We start from the raw sequence: 19,514 nt of genomic DNA on the forward strand, positions 1-19,514 counted from the left end.
AGTCAAAGAAATTTAGGAGGAATAAAAATGAAATCTTTTGAAAGCTTAGGAATAAATGAAATATATATAGATAAAATGAAAAATGAATATATTACAGAGCCTACAAAAATACAAGAAGAAGCTATACCCTTTATTATGAAGGGCAGAGATATTATTGGAAAAGCTCAGACTGGAACAGGAAAGACTCTTGCCTTTGCACTTCCGATACTTCAGCTTATAGATGAAGACATAGCAACAACTCAAGCACTAATACTTACTCCAACAAGAGAACTTGCCCTTCAGATTACTCAGGTATTTGAATACCTTACAGCTGATAGCAATATAGGGATAGTTCCAGTATATGGAGGACATGATGTAGATAAGCAAATCAATAGATTAAAGACAAAATCCCAGATTGTAGTAGGAACTCCAGGAAGAATACTGGATCACTTAAGAAAAGGAACCATTAATTTCAAGCATCTTAAAAGGATAGTAATTGATGAGGCTGACCAAATGATGGCTTTTGGTTTTATGGAAGATATAGATATACTTATGTCAAAAACACCTCAAAATCTTCAGAAGATGATTTTTTCTGCAACAATTCCAGATAGAATCAGAAAGCTTGGAAGAAGAATAATGAAAAACCCTATAAATATAGAGATAGATCCAGAAACTGTTGTTGTAAAAGAGATTAGACAGGTTATTATAAGGACTACAGAAGATAGAAGATTTGATTCCCTTAAAATGGCTATTGAAGAGTTTAGGCCATTTATGTCAATAATCTTCTGCAAATCAAGAGAAAGAGCAAATGAAGTTTATAATTTAATGATAAAAAAAGGACTTGATGCGGAGATACTTCATGGAGAGTTTTCTCAAACTAAGAGAGAGACTATTATGAAAAGATTTAAAGACCTTAAATTCCCATATCTAGTAACCACTGATATCTCAGCTAGGGGGATGGATATAGAAGGAGTGACCCATGTTTTCAATTATGACATTCCTAGAGAAATTGAATACTATATACACAGAATTGGAAGGACTGGAAGAGCTGGAGAAACAGGGATAGCTATATCACTAGTTTCTGATAAAGAAGTGACTCAAATGGAGAAAATACAGAAAAATGTAGGAATAACTATCCAGTCTGTATATGATAGAAGCGATTACGAAAGAGAAAGAATAGATAAGGAAAAGCTTTTAGAAGGAAAAATAAAAACCAAGGATACTGAATTTAAAAGGTCACAAAAATCAGCAAAAAAATCACTTGTCAATTCAAGGAAAAGTGGAAAGGTACGTAGAAAGCCAAGAAAAGGATCAAAAAAATAGGTTCAAATTTATAATAGCTGAGGATTGCCAAATAAAATAGGCGACCTCAGCTATTTAGATTACTCTTTTATTTTCATTGCCAAGTTTTCTGCAAGGCCAACAAATTCACAGCCATATTCAAAACAGTTCTCAGCTTGTCTTTTCCTGATTATCTTAAGTACAGTGAAAAAGTGAATGGACTCACTAAGATAGAGATTTACATCAAAGTAAAAATCCAGTGGAAGATCTACAAAAGATTTAAACCCAAGTCCTCTTCTTGATATATCAAAGGCCTCTATTTCAGTTTCAATATCATTTAAAATATCATGATTTTCCCTAAATAATGAATCTACATTAAATTTAGCATTGTATGGAATTCTTGGAGCTTTTCTTCTTTCTTGCATACAGACACCTCCTGAATTATATTTTAACATGGAAGGTTCAAAAATGTTACAATAATAGTATCATAAGTTGATTATAAAATTTTATTTTTATAGAGTATAAGGGGATGATATTATGTTTTTTAAACTTATTTTAGCATTTACAGTGATACCAGTGATAGAGCTATGGATACTGATAAGACTTGGAAGTGAAATAGGGATACTAAATACAATTTTAATAGTATTTCTTACAGGAGTAGTTGGGGCATTTTTAGCAAAAAAAGAAGGACTAGGGATAGTCAATAGAATTCGAATGGATATGTCACAAGGTAAAATGCCAGCCGATGAGCTTATAAATGGACTCTGCGTCCTTGTTGGTGGAGCTATGCTGCTTACTCCTGGTATATTTACAGATTTGATTGGACTTTCTCTTGTTATTCCAGGGACAAGAAATTTTATCAAGACTAAAATACGAGAAAAAATGAAAAAGGGAATCGAAAGTGGTACTATAATTTATTATGGACCGAAATAGAAAAAAATATAAAATGCCTATATGGATTAGAAATAGGAGTTAAAGGAGTGCTTATATTGAAAAAATATGGGATACTCTCAATAAGCATATTTATTTTATTAATATATGCATTTACGGGAGATGTTTACGCACAAAGTATAGAATATTTAAGGGGTAAGGTTATTGAAATAACCTCTGAAGATTTGGATTTGGACTTCGGGGGAGGAATGTCAGGAGACGTACAATATTTTAAGGTAGAGGTACAATCAGGAGAATTGAAAGGTCAAATACTGGAGCTTGAAAACACAAGCTTTGGAGATGAAGTATACGACCTTTGGTTTGAAGTAGGAGATAGAGTTTTTATAGAAGTCTATGAAACTGATCAAGGATTTTCAGGTCATGTTGTAGATTATCAAAGGGATATCTATTTAAGTATACTTCTGGTAGTTTTTTTGGTTATTATAATTTTAATAGGAAAAATAAAAGGAATTAAAGCAATTATTAGTTTGGGAGTTACTATAATTCTTATATTGAAGATATTAATACCTATGATTCTACGGGGATACTCTCCTTTTTATATGTCTCTTTTAACTGCATTTGCATCAACTCTTATCACCTATATTATAATAGGTGGGTTTACAAGCAAAACCATTGGAGCTCTTGCAGGTACTTTAGTAGGACTTTTTCTAGCAGCATCTATATCATTTATGATTTCAGGATTAGCTCATATAAAAGGAATTTCAGGAGATGAAATAAATATGCTACTGTATCTTCCGACCGAGATAAACCTAGACCTTACGGGATTATTCCTCGGAGGAGTTATAATTGGAGCACTTGGAGCAGTCATGGACGTAAGCATCTCCATATCTTCTTCTATATCTGAGATTAAAAAAAATTCTCCCATGATATCATTTAAAGGACTTTTTCTCTCTGGAATGGAGGTTGGAAAAGATATAATGGGAACTATGACAAATACTCTTATTTTGGCATATACAGGAGCTTCCCTACCTTTACTTCTTATAATAAATGCCTATGATTTTTCATTTACACGTATGATCAATATGGAGTTTATAGCTATAGAGTTTGTGAGAGCTATGGCAGGGAGTATAGGACTTATTGCAGCAATTCCAGCTACTGCACTTACAACTGCATATTTAATGACTAGAAAAGAAATGAAAAAGGATGTATAGTTAATTTATAGCTGTCAAATTAAAGACAATAAACACTTAGGAGGTAGGGAATGGAAAGAAAAGGTTTAGTTCATGTATATACCGGAAATGGTAAAGGTAAGACTACTGCATCTGTAGGCCTTGGAATAAGAGCAGCAGGGAGAGAATTTAAAGTTGTTATGGTACAGTTTCTGAAATCTTCTGATACAGGAGAGCTTAAAATAATAGAACAGTTACCTAATTTTGAGGTTCATAGATTTGAAAGACCAAGAGGCTTTTTTTGGACACTTGATGAAAATGAAAAAAAGGAGCTTCAAGAGGATATAGATACGGCACTGAGATTTGTGGATGAAAGGCTATCAAAAGGGGATTGTGATATGCTGATACTTGATGAAATTATGGGAGCTATAGGAAACAATCTCGTAGATCCAAATGTCCTTGCATCAAAAATAGCTAATAGAAAAGAACACTTAGAGGTAGTACTTACTGGGAGAAATGTGCCAGAAGTTATAAAAGAAATAGCGGATTATGTATCTGAAATAAACCCTATAAAACATCCATTTGACAAAGGAATACCTGCAAGAAGAGGAATAGAAGATTAAGAACTTTGTTTTATTACCTATAGAGGACTTTCTTCACTTTTAGTTTGAAGTGAAGAAAGTCCTTTTATAGATTTTGATTTAATATAAAGTTTGTATTTGATCAGGATGAAATGAGTATATTACATCTTTTCTCTCTATTATTATCTCTGCCTTATCTCTGAGTTCAGTATCGTTTTTAATATCCATCAAAAGCTCTTTTGCAGGATTTATTGCTATAGGCTTTCCAACCCTTTTTAGCATGGAAAAATCACCATGGGTATCACCATAGGCAAAGGAGCTACCTAGGTCTATATTATGTTTTTCTACAAAATAATTTATAGCTTTGTCTTTACTCTCAGAGTCCCACATTGGAACTATCCTTCCTGTAAATATATCATCTCTAAAAATATATTCTGTACCTTTAAACTCAGTTACATTGTATTTTTTAGCCATTCTTTTTACAAGATAATCAGGACTTCCAGATATAAATATTACCGTATGGCCACTATCCTTATGCCATTTGATTCTTGACCTTGTGTATCTATAAACCCTCTCGGATTTTTGATCAATTACATTTTGACTTGTAAATTCAATACTTTCCCTTGGTACACCAGTTAGAGCATCAATATATATACTTGCAAGTTCTAAAAGGTAGTCATCATAATTACCCTGTCTTTTATCCCAGTCATTAAAAGCCGTTTTTGCATGTCCATGCCACATAAGGGGATCGATTATATCAAACTTTATTAATTTTTTAAAATGCTCAGTCATAAGAGAGTCCCTATAAAAAGTTCCATCTATATCGAAAAAAGCTGCTATTTTCTTCATCGTAATACCTCCTTGTTTATATTTAATTATGTTAGAATATACAATGAATAAGGTAATAAATGCAAGGGAAAAAATACATATAATAATTATGTACCATAATTTGGAGAGTGAAACCATGAAATTTGAATTTTCTAAAATAACTAGATCTAGACTCATGGGAAGTATGGGTCTTCATATAAAGTGGAAAAAAGAAGATAAGTACTTTCATCAGTTTTTTTTGCTTGATTCAGAAGGGGATGGAATAGCTGATTATGTAGGCCTTTATGACCCATTAGAGGAAGAAGTCTTTCAAGAAGAAGCAAGACTAACAGGAGGGCTTGGCTCACCCTTTTCAAGACTCACTAAAAAAGAAACCCTAAATCTTCTTTATGAGTATGCAAAAGCAAATATAAACAAAGGAATATCTTTGCCTGAACCCTTTGAAGATTATAAGGATTTCTTAATTAAGGATGTGAAAGTAGATTCAAAAAAATTATTTATGAAGCTCTGTATTTCCCTATCTAGTGAAGTAGAGTTTATAAATTATATGGCTATGAGGCTAATAGCCAACGACATTCAAGCTCTGAAATATTTTTCTAATGATATAGAAGCATTTCCAATAGTTGCAAAGCAAGGGGCAACTCTGTTGAAAAATACTGTTAGCCATGTATCCGGGCATAGATATTCATGTGTAGCAATATTTGAAGATCATACTGGATTTTACTCTCAAACCCTAGGATTTACTTTAAAGGAAGAAGAAAATTATATTCTAAGAGCTGTACTTAAAGGAAAAAATCATAAGCTCTCTAGGGAAGAGATAGCAAACGAAATGAAAAGAACGGAATTTATAGCCACTTTTAAAAATAATAACTCAAATTCAAAAGAAAAACTTATATCTATTCTTCCAACCTTATATAAGGTTCCTTTTGGAAAGGGAGATTTGTATACTAAGTTTAGACCAAACAATAGCCATGTGAAAAAATCCGAGTATATTATAAGTGATGACCTTGAGGGGATATATTTTATTTCAAAAAAAGAAATAGTTTTTTCTGCCTTAGATGAGCAGTCCTATAAAAACGGATTAAAAATTCTATCTCATATAGAATCCTTACTTTTAAATAGTGAATTTATATTCCCAAACCCTGTAATTTATGATTTTGCTGAAGCAAAGGAAAGCACCTTTGCCCAATTTCTTGCAAATATATGATTCAGATAAGACACTAGAGGAAAGCTAGACTGTGAATATCTTTATATTTATGATATTATAGATAAAAATAGAATAAAATGATATCTCGGTTCTAATAACAGATTAATAGGGAAAGAGGTTAGATTCCTCTGCAGCCCCCGCTACTGTGAAAGATGACGATGTCCATATATCCACTGCTTTTTTAGAGCGGGAAGGTTGGGCAAAGGATGATTCTTAGTCAGGAGACCTGCCTAGATGTACTAAAAACCTTCGGAGGGAAGGGATTATAAGATATCTTACTATAAATCTAGATATATTGAAATCCAAGCGAAGGCTTGGATTTTTTACGTTAATTTTAAGCTATTCTTCTTTGAAATATTAATTGATAATACATATGGAGAAACAAATGGGAGGGTATATGAAACGAATATTGATTGGAGCGACCAGTAGTGGATGTGGAAAAACTACAATAACATCAGGGATTATAAAAGCTCTCTCTGATAGAGGAATGAAAATTCAACCCTACAAGGTAGGACCTGATTATATAGATACCTCATATCATAAATTGGCAGCAGGTATTACATCAAGAAACTTAGATAACTTTATTTTGGATACCCAAGAAATAAAAAACATATTTTCTAAGAACTCTAAAGATGTTGATATATCAGTAGTTGAGGGAGTGATGGGCTTTTATGACGGCTATCAATCAGATTCAGATTACTGCTCTACTGCTTCGATGGCAAAGATTCTAGACTGTCCAGCAATACTTATAATAGATGGAAAAGGAATGGCTTCATCAGCAGCCGCAATTGTAAAAGGCTTTAAAGAATTTGATAAAGATGTAAGACTAGAGGGCGTCATAATAAATAATATAGGATCTGATTCTCACTATAATATTTTAAAAGAAGCAATAGAGAAAAATGTAGAAATAAAAGTGCTTGGAAGAATACCAAATGTCAGTGAAATATCTCTGCCTTCTAGACATCTGGGGCTTGTATTAGGTACTGAAATTGAGGATGCAAAAGAAAAAGTTGAAAAAATGGCAGAGCTTGTAAATAAACATATAGATATTGAAAAGCTTTTAGAGATTGCATCAGATGTCAGTAAACTTCCAGAAATCTCTACAGAAAAAAAACATAAAACAAATGTAAAGCTTGGACTGGCTCTTGATAAGGCATTTAATTTTTATTACGAGGACTCACTGGATATTTTAAGAGACTTAGGAGTTGAAATTGTAAAATTTAGTCCTTTAACAGATAGCTCTATACCCGATTGCCACGGACTTTATTTTGGAGGAGGATATCCAGAGATATTTGCAAGTGAACTATCGTCAAACACTTCTATGATAGAGTCTATAAAAAAGGCTTACCAAGCTAATATGCCTATTTATGGTGAATGTGGAGGACTTATGTATTTGGGAGAATCTCTAGTTGATCTTGAAGGAAATGAATATAAAATGGCAGCTTTATTAAAAGGTAAAAGTAAAATGACTAAAGGTCTTAAAAGATTTGGATATTCAAAAGGGGTTCTCTTAGAAGATACAATAATAGGGACAAAGGGTCAGGAGGTAAAAGGCCATGAATTTCATCACTCTACATTTGAAACAGATTTAAAACCTGTTTATGAAATGAAGAAAGTAAGATATGACAATAAAGTAGATAGATGGGCAGGAGGATATAAATCAAAAAATACTTTTGCATCTTACCTTCATACACATTTTTGCTCAGATTATAACTTGGCTTATAAATTCTGCGAAAAAATGGAGGAATATCGTGACAGTAATATATAGCATACTTATAGCCTTTTTTCTTGATATTATTTTTGGAGACCCTTATGGATTTCCACATCCTGTAATTTACATAGGAAAATTTATAACATGGATGGAAAATCTAATAAGAAGAAAAGCACAAAAGAAAAATTTTAAAAAATTTGGAGCAGTGCTTTTACTAAGCACAGTTTCTATAAGCTTCTTAACGGCATATTTAGTTACAGGAGCTGCTTATAGAATAAGTTTATTTGCTGGGATATTTGTTGAAGGATTTATACTTTATACTACATTTTCAGTAAAATGCCTTAAAGACGAAGCCATTAAGATATATGAAGTTGTAAACAAGGGAGATTTAAAAGAAGCTAGAAAAGCCCTTTCATACATAGTTGGAAGAGATACAAATGAGCTTGAATTTGACGACATAAATAGAGCGGTAATAGAGACAGTAGCAGAAAATACTGTTGATGGGTTTATTGCACCCTTATTATATGGTTTGGTAGGTGGAGCTCCACTTGCCATTGCCTACAAGGCTATAAATACTTTGGATTCGATGGTTGGGTACAAAAATGAAAAATATATGGATTTAGGTTTTTTTTCTGCTAAGACAGATGATATTGCAAATTTTATTCCAGCAAGACTTTCACCATTTTTTTTCTCAATTGGAGCTTTATTCTTAGGATATGATTACAAAAATGCTTTCAAAATAAGTATAAGAGACAGAAAAAATCACAGTAGTCCAAACAGCGCACTTTCAGAGGGAGCTGTAGCTGGAGCATTAGGAATACAGCTTGGAGGCACAAATATATACTTTGGAGTACCAGTCTTTAAACCCACAATAGGAGATAAGATTAGAAAAATAGATTCAGGTGACATCAAAAAAACCTGCAAACTGATGTATGGATGTTCAATATCATCTATAATAGTTATGACAGTAATATTTATATTAAAGGAGTCTATGATATGAAAATTCCAAAGCTTAGTCTTACATTCACCACATTCCTCTTAGGAGGATACTTACTTTCATTTTTTAATATTGGAGGAAGTCTATTTTCATTTGCAAGTTTGCCGGCTATATTTTATACATTTATAGCATCTCCATTTGAATCAGGGCTATTAGGAGGTCTTATATTTCTTGCATCTGGACTTTACAAAGGATTTCCTGAGGATATTATTCCGAGGATACTTATATCCATATCAGTGGGCCTGGGAGTATATCTATTTGCATTTTTTAGAGAAAAAGATATAAAAATATCTCTATTGCTTCTTTCTATAATTCCTCCTCTACTTACATTTTTTAGTTTGTTTTTCTTTTATGGAGTAGATATTGCAGCTACAATGACAAAAGCTCTAATTTTTACTATGGTGTTTAATGGAACATCAGCCATTGTAATTAGAAAAGCAATAAACAAAAAGAATCAAAAAGGAGTGTTTGCAGAGTGGCTAAACAGCAGGAGATAGAGTCAGGAAGTCATGGTGCAGATGTAAAGCTCTCAGCCATTAAATACAATATTGATGAAAATAATATAATTGATTTTAGCTCCAATGTTAATGTTATTAAAAATAATATAAATTTTTCAGAAGTGGCTACTAAAATATCTGAAAAAATAGATATATATCCTGATATAAGATATAAAGATCTGAGAGAGAATCTTGGAAAAATTTTAGAGGTACAGTCTGAAGCTATAATACCAGGGAATGGAGCCACAGAGCTTATTTATCTTATTACAAAAATCCCGAGGTTCAAGAAAATAGGGATTTTCAATCCCACCTTCTGCGAATATGAAAGAGGAGCAAAAATAGGAGGAAAGAGTATAAAGGAGCTTGATTTTAAGCTTTTGAAAGCCTCAGAGGATGAAATTGATAAGGAGATTGAAAATCTAGACCTTTTGATTTTATGCAACCCCAATAATCCTACTGGAGAAATTGCGGATATTTCCGGGCTTTTAAAAATAGCAACGAAGAGAAATATATATATATTTGTAGATGAAACGTTTATGGATTTTAGTGAAAAAGAAAATATCAGCCTTATTGAAAAATCAAAGACTTTAGATAATATTATAGTTCTTAAAGCCATAACTAAGTTTCATGGTATGCCTGGAGCAAGATTAGGATACATAGTGTGTTATGACAAAGAGCTTATAAAAGAACTTTGGCTCTTTAAGGAACCATGGACAGTCAATGTCTTGGCTGAAGAGCTTGTAGGTCATATTTTCAATAAGGATTTTAAGATAGAGTCAAAAAAATACTATAAAATTGAAAGACAAAGACTTAAAGAACTTTACAAATCTATCGGCTTAACAGTATCAGAATCCCAGACAAACTATCTTTTACTTAAATTGAACGATGGATTTAAAGGAACAGATTTAAAAGAAAGGCTTCTTTTGGAAAAGGGACTACTCATAAGAACCTGTAATGATTTTAAGGGATTAGATGATAGTTATATAAGGATTGCCATTAAAAAAGAGTATGAAAACAATAATCTTTTTGAAAGTATAAAAAAGATTTGTGGAGGAATTAATGCAGTACTTTGAAGAGCTGAAAAAACAAAGATATGGAGATTATAAAGATGCTCACATGGGTTATTGCCCTGCATCTTGCGGAGAAATAATCCAAGGAAATCTAACTGATGGAGAATTTCTTACATCCTACACTATCAATAAATTTTCCACAGTTTTAATAAAAAGAGATAACTTGAATATAAGACCTAGGTGTTCGCAAAAAACTATTCTTGCAGTAGAAAATTTTTTTGAAGATTTTGGCGAGAGAAATGAATTAAAAGATATATCCATCTATATAAACTCAGATATCCCTAGAAGCAAAGGGATGTCAAGCTCTACAGCCGATATTGGAGCAGCCCTAGGTGCGTGTATGTCTTATCTAAATATTACTCTCGATTCAGAGGATTTAACAAAGCGTGCAGCTAAAATAGAGCCTACAGATTCAATTTATTATGAGAATCTAACATATATAAATCCGCTCACTGGGAACAAGATTGAAGATATAGGAAAATTAAGTGATCTGGATGTTATTATACTTGAACCAGATGAGACAGTAGAGACAAGCGACATGAGAAAAATATCATCCTATGAAGACTATAAAAGTAAAAATATAAATACCTATAAAGAAATTTTCAAAAGTCTTAAAGATTCTATAGAAAAAAATGATATGAAAAAAATGGGAGAGACGGCTATAAAGAGTGCTTTTCTAAATCAGAAGCTTTTATATAAGCCTCATCTTGAGGATATAGTGGATGCATCTCTTTTATCTGGAGCATTTGGAGTCAATATTGCCCATAGCGGAAGTGTATTAGGAATACTTCTAAATGAATATAATAATAAAAATCATTTATATAATAATTTAAGTAAAGAGATTAAAGAATATTACAATAAAATGTACACGGTAAAAATTATAAAGGGAGGTATTGGTTTTGGAAAACTCTAATATAAGTTATATAAAAGAACCAATGAAGATAGAGACTGAAAGCTTTAGAATAATTCAAGAAATAATAAATGAAGAACATAGTGGCTACAAATTTAAAGATGATTTTGAGGAAACTATAATAAAAAGAGTAGTACACACTTCAGCGGATTTCGAATACCTAAAAAACCTTAAGATAAGTGAAAATTTTAAAGAAGAGATTTTAGGGGCTCTAAAAAGAAAAGCTACGATTTATACAGATACAAATATGGCTCTTTCAGGAATTAATAAAAGTGCACTTGCAAAACTTGGAATATCTGCAAAATGTTATATTTCAGATAAAGAAACTGCTGAAATTGCAAAAAAAGAAGGTATAACAAGATCGATGGCATCAGTAAAAAGAATGATTAAAGAAGACACAGAAAAAATACTTGTAGTTGGAAATGCACCTACATTTCTTTTTCAAGCAATTGAGGAAATGAATGAAAATACAAATATATCAGCAATAATAGGGGTTCCAGTAGGATTTGTAGGAGCCGTAGAATCTAAAGACCTCCTTGCAAATCAAAAAATAGCTCACATTGCAGCTCTTGGAAGAAAAGGAGGGAGTAATGTAGCTGCGGCTATAGTAAATGCAGTCATATATTATCTTGCAGGAAGGGATTAGATATGGAGTTTTATGAAAAACAGCTGGGATATGTAAATGTAGATGGTAAGAAGCTAAGACGAGGTTTTACTACAGGAAGTGCAGCCGCAGCAGCAGTAAAGGGCGCCTGCTCATTACTTAAGAATATGGAAGAAGAGCATCCTATTGAACTGGAACTTCTTTCTAAAAGAGTGCTGTATATTCTTCCAAAAGGATACAGCCTTTCTGATGACAACAAAACTGCAACATGCTCTGTACTTAAATATGCAGGTGATGACCCAGATGTTACAAATGATTTAGAGATTATAGCTAAAGTCTCTTTAGCCTCACACAAGGATATTTTTATATCTGGTGGAGTAGGAGTGGGAACTATAACGAAAAAAGGCCTTCAGATTCCACCTGGAAGACCCGCCATTAATCCCAAGCCCCTTGAGCTAATAACAAAAGAAGCTGAAAAATTATTTCCAAATGGTGGTATTGATATTGAGATATCAGTACCAAATGGAATTGAAATAAGTAAAAAGACCTTCAATCCAAGACTTGGAATAGAAGGTGGAATATCTATACTTGGTACAACTGGAATAGTAGAGCCTATGAGTGAAGAAGCATTAAAATCCTCTTTAAGGGCTGAGCTTGTAATGAAGAAAAGAGACTCCCTAGGATATACCTTTGGAAATATGGGTGAAAAATTCATTATTTCTATGGGGGCAGATAAAGAAAATATCTGTATTTGCAGTAACTTTATAGGGTATATGTTAAGAGAAGGAGCAGCTCTTGGGATTAAGGATATACTAATTGGAGGCCATATAGGGAAGATAGTCAAGCTGGCAGGAGGGATTTTCAACACTCATAGTCACGTTGCTGATGCCAAAAATGAAATAATTGCATCGAACCTTGCTTTGATGGGAGCTCCACTTAAACTTATAAAACTTGTAATGGATTCCCTTACTGCAGAGGAGGCCCTTTCATATATTAGAGACTATGGATATGAATCATTGTTTGATATCTTGGCGAATATAGCTGCCCAAAAAGCTAAAAGGCATACCTATGATGAAGTAAATGTTGAAATCATTATCTTTGACTTAAAAGGAAACCCAATTGGAACGAGTAGACAAGCCGAAAAATTATTAGAAAGGTTGGGATAAAATGATTACTGTGGTTGGAATAGGACCGGGAAATTCAAGATTCCTTACTTTAGAAGGACAGCTAAAAATAGAAAAAGCAGATATTGTATATGGCCATAAAAGACAAATTGAAGCAATAAGCCATATTGAAAATTCTGGAACTTTGATTGAATACGAAAAAATAGATAGGCTTGAGGCTATGCTCCTTGACGAAACCTTCAAAAATAAAGACATAAGTATTGTAGTTCTTGCATCTGGTGAGCCTTCATTATACGGGATTGGAAAATATGTTGACAAAATATTCAGAGACAATTTGGATATAAAAGTGGAACTAGTACCTGGTATAAGCTCTGTTCAGTATTTGTTTGCAAAGGCAAAAATTCCCATGAATGACGTTTATATTACATCATCTCATGGAAAAGACATAGATATAGATATACTTCAGGGAATGGAAAAAATTGCTTTTATGACAGATGCTGGAAGGGGTCCTGTATATATTGCAGAGGTATATCAATATATAGGAATGGACCCATATATAGTAATTGGAGAGAATCTATCATATGAAGATGAAAAAATAACAATATGCAAAACATCTGAGCTGGATAAAACTAGACAATATAGCATGTGCGTAGTCCTTATAATAAAAGGAGAACTATATGAATGATGAAGTTTTTTCAAGGAAACAAAATGTACCAATGACAAAAGAGGAGATAAGGTATATAGCACTAGGTTATCTGGATATAGTCTCTGGAAAAAAGCTTCTTGATATAGGTTCTGGTACAGGAAGTATTTCTCTTGAGGCAGCTCATCTGAATTTATCTATGAAAATTAAAGCCATAGAGACAAGTGAAGAAGCTTTTAAGCTTTCTCTTTTAAATCTTGAAGGACTTGATTGTCAAAAGAAAAAGCTTAAGGAGAGAGTGGAGTTTATCAACGATAAAGCTCCATCCTCCCGTATTACAGAAACTTTTGACAGGATTTTTATAGGAGGAACTAAGGGTGATCCATCATCTGTTATAAAGTGGGCATATGAGTTAATGGATCAAAATGGAGTCTTAGTTATGAATTTCATAACTATAGAAAATTTTACAAAATCCATGGAATATATCAAAAATCACGACGGCTTTGAAAAACCAGAAGGCTCCCTTGTTAATATAAATAAGCTTACTGATATAGGGCCGTATACTTATTTGAAGCCCAATAACCCAACATTTATAATCAAGACAACAAAAAAATAAAACATGAGGTGAAAAAATGGCAGTTTTTTATGGAATAGGAGTAGGAGTAGGAGACTCTAAAGCAGTAACTATGAAGGGAGTAGAAGCTCTTGGAAAAATAGATATACTTTATGTCCCTACAGCAAAAAAAGAAGGAAAAAGCGTAGCCCATAATATAGTAAAGGACTACTTAAAGAGTAATCTTGAAATAAAAGAAAGACACTTTCCTATGAATTACAATCAGGACGAATTAAATGAAGCTTGGGATAGTATTGCAAATGATATAGAAAATGATGTAAGGGAGGGAAAAAATGTAGGCTTTGTAACTATAGGAGATCCTATGGTATATAGCACTTATATTTATCTTCTTAAACTTCTTAAGAATAAAATAAACATAGAGACAATCCCTGGAATTACCTCGTTTTTAGATATTGCATCATCAGAAAATTTTCCTCTGGTAGAAGGAGAAAATCCTCTTATTGTAGTACCTGCAACCATAGGCACAGAAAAGCTAAAAAAATACATAAAGGAAGAAGTATCCCTAGTTATAATGAAGGTATACAAAAACTTCCATGAAGTAATAGATATTATCAAAGAGGAAAAATTAGAAAAATGTTCCATAGTTGTAAGTAACTCATCTAAAGAAGATAAAAAGGTATACACTGATTTTGAAAATATAGATGAAAAAGATATATCCTATTTTACAACAATACTTATAAATAAAGGATGGGAAAACTAATGAAAATATATTTTGTGGGGGCAGGACCTGGAGACAAGGAGCTTATAACTCTTAAAGGACATAATGTACTTTCTAAAGCGGACATAGTAATATATGCAGGCTCGCTTGTAAACCCTGAGCTTCTTGATTACTGTAAAGAAGGATGCGAAGTACATAATAGTGCATATATGGACTTAAATGAAATTATAGACGTGATGGAAAGAGGAGTTAAGGAAGAAAAACTTGTAGTAAGACTTCAAACAGGAGATTTTTCCATATATGGTTCAGTAAGAGAACAAATAGAAGAGCTTGATAAAAGAAATATAAAATACGAGTTAATTCCAGGAGTAAGTTCGTTTTTGGGAGCAGCATCAGCTCTTAATGTAGAATACACAGTTCCTGAGATATCACAGAGCGTTATTATCACAAGAATGGAAGGTAGGACTCCTGTTCCTGAAAAAGAAAGCCTAAGATCATTTGCGGCTCACAAAACTTCCATGGCAATTTTCCTATCTGTCCATTCCATAGCAGATGTAGTAAAGGAGCTTACAGAGGGAGGATATGAAGAAACAACACCTTGCGTTGTTATATATAAGGCTACATGGCCTGATCAAAAGGTAGTTAAAGGAAAGCTTTTTGATATAGCAGAAAAGGTAAATGAAGCAAATATCAAAAAGACAGCTCTGATTCTTGTTGGAGACTTTTTAGGTGATGATTATAACTATTCTAAGCTTTATGACAAGGAGTTTGTTCATGAGTATAGGAATTCTAGCCTTGACAAAGAAAGGTCTTAGTTCAGGCTTAAAAATTCAAGAAGCACTTATAAAAAACAAATTTGAAGAGGATTTAAGTAATGAAAATCCTCTTATATATGCTCCCTTAAAGCTCAAATCTGAAGCAAAAGATAAAGAAGCCTGTAAAAACATGGTTTTTTACGAAGAAAAGTTTTCGAGAATCCTTGAAAAAGCATTTTATAATCACAGTCATCTTATATTTATAATGGCGACAGGGATAGTGGTAAGAAGCATATCAAAGCATATAGGGGATAAACTTTATGATCCAGCTGTCCTTGTGGGAGATGAAAACCTTGACTATATGATAAGCCTTTTAGGGGGTCATGTAGGGGGTGCAAATGAGCTAACTAGACACCTATCAAGGCATATCGGATGTGAGGCTGTAATCACAACAGCCACAGACGTAAATAAAGTTGGAGCAGTTGATATCATAGCTAAAAAGTTAGATGCAATAAGACCTTCTGATAAGGGGTTTTATACAAAATTCAACTCCCTTTTAGCAGAAAAAGAAAGTATAAATCTTTATTCTGCTATGGATTTGAAGAACTATAATATAGATACAAGGGGATTTAAAGAGGTCAAATCCAAAGAAGACTTAAAGGACAAAACCTCTATCACCCATATATCCCCTTTCGATTATAGCCTTTTAATCAAGGACCTAGCTATAAGAGAGAATCAAGCTTTAATAAAAAAAAGAATAAATGATTTTTATGATAGAGACTTTTTAAAAGAAGATTTTGAGTTGATTTTAGATATTCTAAAAAATAAAGATTACTTCAAGCTTGTACCTAGATGTATCTCTATAGGAATTGGGTGTAAAAGAGAAACATCTTTTGAAGAGATAAATCTAGCTTTTGAAACTCTAATGGATACTTATGGACTTGAAAAAAAATCTATCAAAGGAATATATAGTATAGAACTAAAAAAAGATGAAGCTGGAATAATAAAGCTATCTAATCATCTGAATGTACCATTTGTTACATTTTCCAGTGATGAAATACTGTATAATATAGATAAAATGAAAGAACTGTCAGGTTCAAGTTTTGTAGAGTCAATTACTGGGGTGAAGGCAGTTGCTGAGCCCTGTGCATATATAGCTTCAAATGGAAGAGTGATTGTACCAAAAGCAATGTTCAAAGGTATAACTCTTGCCCTTGGATGGGATTTTTAAATAAAAACAGAAAAGAGGAATTTAGTTGATAAATGTTGTTGGCATAGGCCCTGGAGATTTGGAAATGATGACTTTTAAGGCCAAAAGTGCACTTGAAGAGTCTGATGTGATAGTTGGATACAAGACATATACTAATCTTATAATGCCTATAATAAAGGACAAGGAAATAGTTTCAAATGGAATGAAACAGGAAGTTCAAAGATGCGAAGAGGCTATAAGAATAGCAAAAACAGGAAAAATAGTATCTGTAGTTAGTAGTGGAGATGCTGGAGTATATGGAATGGCTGGACTTATTCTTGAGCTTCTAAACGGTGATGATATGAAGGTCAATATAATTCCTGGAGTTACGGCAAGTACTGCGGCTTCTGCAATACTTGGAGCTCCTCTGATGCATGATTATTGTCACATAAGCCTAAGCGACCTTTTGACTCCAATGGAGCTTATTGAAAAAAGAATAGCTATGGCATCTGAAGGAGACTTTGTAATATGCCTTTACAATCCAAGAAGCAAGGGCAGAGAAGGGCATCTTGAGAAAGCAATAGAAATCATAAAAAAACATAGAAAAATAGATACTCCTTTAGGGATAGTAAAAAATGCAGCAAGGGAAAAGGAAGAAAAAATAATTACTACAATAGGTGAAATTGATTATACAGTTGTCGATATGACATCTATCGTAATAATAGGAAATAGCTCTACCTATGTAGAAAACAACAATATGATTACACCTAGAGGATATAAAGTATGATTCTAGTACTTGGAGGCACCAGCGAAACCCATGGTTTGTGCAGGTACTTAAAGGACTCAAACGAGAGCTATATTCTAACAGTTGCAACTGACTATGGAGAAAAACAGTTTAAAGAATTTAAAGAAAATCTTTGTGTTAAAAGATTAAATAAAGAAGATATGATAAATCTTATAGCTATGAAAAATATAAGACTCATAGTTGATCTTACCCATCCCTATGCATTTGAGGTTTCTAAAAATGCCATAGGGGCGGCAAATGAAACTCAGACAAAATATATCAGATATGAAAGGGATGAGTCTGACACTTCATCCCTTGATGTACAAACTACAGACACCCATGAAGAAGCAGCTGAGATTGCTAAGTCCCTAGGAAAAAGATTATTTTTATCAGTTGGAAGTAACAACGCTGATAAATATATAAATTATATAAATGATTTTGAAAAAATCTATTTAAGAATACTTCCAAAAAGTAATATAATAAAGAAATGCGAAGAGTTAGGATATGAAAATAACTGTATTATTGCAATGGAAGGTCCATTTAGTAAAGAGCTTAACAAAGAGATGCTTATCCTTGCAAAAGCAGATGTAATGATAACAAAAGAAAGTGGTAAGGCAGGAGGCTTTACTGAAAAATATGAGGCATGTAAAGAGCTAAATATCCCTCTTATAGTTGTCTCAAGACCAAAATTAGACTATCCTCAAAAGACAAATAATATGGAAGATATAAAAGATTTGATAAGGAATATAAAGAGGTGAATGGATTGGAAATTGCAGTTGTAGGAATATCCCATAAAGAGGCTCCTATTGAAGTGAGAGAGATGGCTTCTTTTTCTGAAGCCAAAAAAATAGAAGGTATATCACTAATACTTGATATGGGTATAGAAGAGGTAGTAATATTATCCACATGCAATAGAAGTGAAATATACATAGCTTCAAATAATATAGAAGATTCAGTAACAAAAATCATGGACTTCTATGGAGACTATTTCAAAAAAGAAGAGATAAAAAACTACCTTTTTCATATGAAAGGGGATCAGGCGATAGATTATCTTTACAGGGTATGTAGCGGACTTGATTCAATAGTACTTGGAGAAGATCAGATACTGGGTCAAATCAAAGATGCACTTATGACATCCATGGAGCTTGAGGGAAGTAAAAAAATCCTTAACAAACTCTTCAGGGAAGCTATAACAACAGCAAAAAACATAAAATCCACCTATAAAATTTCAGAAAACCCTCTATCCCTTAGCTATATCGGGGTAAAGTTTTTAAAAGAAAGAATGGGGAGCCTAAAAGGAAAAAAAGCCCTTATTATAGGAACTGGAAAGATGGGAAGACTTGCTCTTAATCATCTTATTGAAGAAGAGGTAGAGGAAATATACTGCTGCAATAGAAAATCTGGAAAAATAAGGGATATAATAGAGCAGTATCCTTTTGTAAAAGAAGTTTATTATGATGAAAAATATAAATATATTGACGAGGTGGATATACTTATATCATCTACAGCGTCAAGTCATATTGTAGTGAAAAAATCAGAAATAAAGCCAAGGAAAAAAGAACTCTTTGCCCTTGATTTAGCTCTTCCAAGAGATATAGAACATGACATCCTGTCTGATTCTATGATAACTTTATTTGATATTGACAGCCTTAAAAAGACGTCAGAAGAAAATGAAAGACTTAGAAAAGAACTCTCAGTAAAGGCAAAAAAACTTATTGATGAGAGTATAGTAGGCTTTAACAGTTGGAAAGATACTATAAAGGCTGATCCAATAATAAAATCTTTAAACGAAAGATGTGACGAGATACAAAGAGACACTATTTCCTACATATACAGAAAAATGGATTTGCCATGCAGGGAAAAAAAGATTGTAGAAAAGATGATAAATTCAGCCCTTAAGCGACTTGTAAGAGAGCCTATAATTGCCTTAAAAGAGACGAAAGAAGAAAATAAAAGAGAAGAGTATATAAGAGTTTTAGACGAACTCTTTGATTTGAGCTGA

General features: G+C 32.8%; 22 protein-coding genes and 1 riboswitch. Of the genes, 20 read left to right on the plus strand and 2 right to left on the minus strand.

Annotated features, from left to right (window positions below; translation table 11 throughout):
* Window positions 1–27 precede the first annotated feature (27 nt).
* Entirely contained in the window at window positions 28–1,302 is a 1,275-nt protein-coding gene (locus J2Z35_RS07305; protein WP_209660737.1) for a DEAD/DEAH box helicase, read from the plus strand.
* Window positions 1,303–1,361: 59 nt separating this feature from the next.
* Here J2Z35_RS07305 and J2Z35_RS07310 read toward each other — a convergent pair whose 3' ends face one another.
* Window positions 1,362–1,685 carry a PilZ domain-containing protein gene (locus J2Z35_RS07310; protein WP_209660738.1) on the minus strand — a complete coding sequence of 108 codons (324 nt, stop codon included), beginning with the start codon at window positions 1,683–1,685 and terminating at the stop codon, window positions 1,362–1,364.
* Between the two features lie 112 nt (window positions 1,686–1,797).
* On the opposite strand from J2Z35_RS07310, the gene J2Z35_RS07315 reads away from it, so the two are divergent.
* The 3 genes from J2Z35_RS07315 to J2Z35_RS07325 are packed head-to-tail and all read left to right on the plus strand — an operon-like array spanning window position 1,798 to window position 3,943.
* Window positions 1,798–2,193 (plus strand): FxsA family protein, encoded by a 396-nt coding sequence (locus J2Z35_RS07315; RefSeq protein ID WP_209660739.1) that lies wholly within the window; start codon window positions 1,798–1,800, stop codon window positions 2,191–2,193.
* Window positions 2,194–2,240: 47 nt separating this feature from the next.
* Window positions 2,241–3,362 (plus strand): YibE/F family protein, encoded by a 1,122-nt coding sequence (locus tag J2Z35_RS07320; RefSeq protein WP_209660740.1) that lies wholly within the window; start codon window positions 2,241–2,243, stop codon window positions 3,360–3,362.
* A 50-nt stretch (window positions 3,363–3,412) separates the two neighbouring features.
* Window positions 3,413–3,943 (plus strand): cob(I)yrinic acid a,c-diamide adenosyltransferase, encoded by a 531-nt coding sequence (locus J2Z35_RS07325; RefSeq protein ID WP_209660741.1) that lies wholly within the window; start codon window positions 3,413–3,415, stop codon window positions 3,941–3,943.
* Window positions 3,944–4,021: 78 nt separating this feature from the next.
* Here the strand turns inward: J2Z35_RS07325 and J2Z35_RS07330 are convergent, their stop codons facing one another.
* Entirely contained in the window at window positions 4,022–4,750 is a 729-nt protein-coding gene (locus J2Z35_RS07330) for an HAD family hydrolase (protein ID WP_209660742.1), read from the minus strand.
* Window positions 4,751–4,865: 115 nt separating this feature from the next.
* Here J2Z35_RS07330 and J2Z35_RS07335 point away from each other — a divergent pair, with 115 nt between their 5' ends.
* The 16 genes from J2Z35_RS07335 (at window position 4,866) to hemA (ending at window position 19,514) form a co-directional block, all read left to right on the plus strand.
* The gene (locus J2Z35_RS07335) at window positions 4,866–5,936 is read left to right on the plus strand and encodes a hypothetical protein (RefSeq protein ID WP_209660743.1); all 1,071 of its coding nucleotides are present in this window, start codon (window positions 4,866–4,868) and stop codon (window positions 5,934–5,936) included.
* A gap of 69 nt (window positions 5,937–6,005) precedes the next feature.
* Window positions 6,006–6,184, plus strand: a riboswitch (cobalamin riboswitch).
* 149 nt (window positions 6,185–6,333) lie between these two features.
* On the plus strand, window positions 6,334–7,704 hold the full coding sequence (locus J2Z35_RS07340; RefSeq protein ID WP_209660744.1) for a cobyrinate a,c-diamide synthase: 1,371 nt from the start codon (window positions 6,334–6,336) through the stop codon (window positions 7,702–7,704).
* Window positions 7,688–8,647 (plus strand): adenosylcobinamide-phosphate synthase CbiB, encoded by a 960-nt coding sequence (gene cbiB / locus J2Z35_RS07345; RefSeq protein WP_209660745.1) that lies wholly within the window; start codon window positions 7,688–7,690, stop codon window positions 8,645–8,647. Before J2Z35_RS07340 ends, cbiB begins: the two co-directional genes overlap by 17 nt.
* Window positions 8,644–9,141 (plus strand): hypothetical protein, encoded by a 498-nt coding sequence (locus J2Z35_RS07350; protein WP_209660746.1) that lies wholly within the window; start codon window positions 8,644–8,646, stop codon window positions 9,139–9,141. Before cbiB ends, J2Z35_RS07350 begins: the two co-directional genes overlap by 4 nt.
* Window positions 9,120–10,214, plus strand: a complete 1,095-nt coding sequence (locus J2Z35_RS07355) for a pyridoxal phosphate-dependent aminotransferase (protein ID WP_209660747.1) — start codon at window positions 9,120–9,122, stop codon at window positions 10,212–10,214. Before J2Z35_RS07350 ends, J2Z35_RS07355 begins: the two co-directional genes overlap by 22 nt.
* Window positions 10,201–11,124, plus strand: coding sequence for a GHMP family kinase ATP-binding protein (locus tag J2Z35_RS07360; RefSeq protein WP_209660748.1), 924 nt, complete (start codon window positions 10,201–10,203; stop codon window positions 11,122–11,124). The genes J2Z35_RS07355 and J2Z35_RS07360 overlap by 14 nt, the downstream gene beginning before the upstream one ends.
* Before the next feature lies 1 nt (window position 11,125).
* Window positions 11,126–11,767 carry a cobalt-precorrin-8 methylmutase gene (locus tag J2Z35_RS07365; protein WP_209660791.1) on the plus strand — a complete coding sequence of 214 codons (642 nt, stop codon included), beginning with the start codon at window positions 11,126–11,128 and terminating at the stop codon, window positions 11,765–11,767.
* Window positions 11,768–11,769: 2 nt separating this feature from the next.
* Window positions 11,770–12,891 carry a cobalt-precorrin-5B (C(1))-methyltransferase CbiD gene (cbiD, locus tag J2Z35_RS07370; protein ID WP_209660749.1) on the plus strand — a complete coding sequence of 374 codons (1,122 nt, stop codon included), beginning with the start codon at window positions 11,770–11,772 and terminating at the stop codon, window positions 12,889–12,891.
* A gap of 1 nt (window position 12,892) precedes the next feature.
* Window positions 12,893–13,534 carry a precorrin-6y C5,15-methyltransferase (decarboxylating) subunit CbiE gene (gene cbiE / locus J2Z35_RS07375; protein WP_209660750.1) on the plus strand — a complete coding sequence of 214 codons (642 nt, stop codon included), beginning with the start codon at window positions 12,893–12,895 and terminating at the stop codon, window positions 13,532–13,534.
* Window positions 13,527–14,108, plus strand: coding sequence for a precorrin-6Y C5,15-methyltransferase (decarboxylating) subunit CbiT (gene cbiT, locus J2Z35_RS07380; protein WP_209660751.1), 582 nt, complete (start codon window positions 13,527–13,529; stop codon window positions 14,106–14,108). The genes cbiE and cbiT overlap by 8 nt, the downstream gene beginning before the upstream one ends.
* 16 nt (window positions 14,109–14,124) lie before the next feature.
* On the plus strand, window positions 14,125–14,826 hold the full coding sequence (locus tag J2Z35_RS07385; RefSeq protein WP_209660752.1) for a cobalt-factor II C(20)-methyltransferase: 702 nt from the start codon (window positions 14,125–14,127) through the stop codon (window positions 14,824–14,826).
* Window positions 14,826–15,599 (plus strand): cobalt-precorrin-4 methyltransferase, encoded by a 774-nt coding sequence (locus tag J2Z35_RS07390; RefSeq protein ID WP_209660753.1) that lies wholly within the window; start codon window positions 14,826–14,828, stop codon window positions 15,597–15,599. Before J2Z35_RS07385 ends, J2Z35_RS07390 begins: the two co-directional genes overlap by 1 nt.
* Entirely contained in the window at window positions 15,559–16,770 is a 1,212-nt protein-coding gene (locus tag J2Z35_RS07395) for a cobalt-precorrin 5A hydrolase (protein ID WP_209660754.1), read from the plus strand. Before J2Z35_RS07390 ends, J2Z35_RS07395 begins: the two co-directional genes overlap by 41 nt.
* A gap of 25 nt (window positions 16,771–16,795) precedes the next feature.
* Window positions 16,796–17,515: a precorrin-3B C(17)-methyltransferase gene (gene cobJ, locus J2Z35_RS07400; protein ID WP_209660755.1), complete on the plus strand. Its 720-nt coding sequence runs from the start codon at window positions 16,796–16,798 to the stop codon at window positions 17,513–17,515.
* Complete coding sequence (gene cobK, locus J2Z35_RS07405) at window positions 17,512–18,270, plus strand: precorrin-6A reductase (RefSeq protein WP_209660756.1); 759 nt, start codon at window positions 17,512–17,514, stop codon at window positions 18,268–18,270. Before cobJ ends, cobK begins: the two co-directional genes overlap by 4 nt.
* Window positions 18,267–19,514, plus strand: a complete 1,248-nt coding sequence (gene hemA, locus J2Z35_RS07410) for a glutamyl-tRNA reductase (protein ID WP_209660757.1) — start codon at window positions 18,267–18,269, stop codon at window positions 19,512–19,514. Before cobK ends, hemA begins: the two co-directional genes overlap by 4 nt.

Origin of the sequence: Acetoanaerobium pronyense (assembly GCF_017874355.1) — a bacterium.
Taxonomy (GTDB): Bacteria; Bacillota; Clostridia; order Peptostreptococcales; family Filifactoraceae; genus Acetoanaerobium; species Acetoanaerobium pronyense.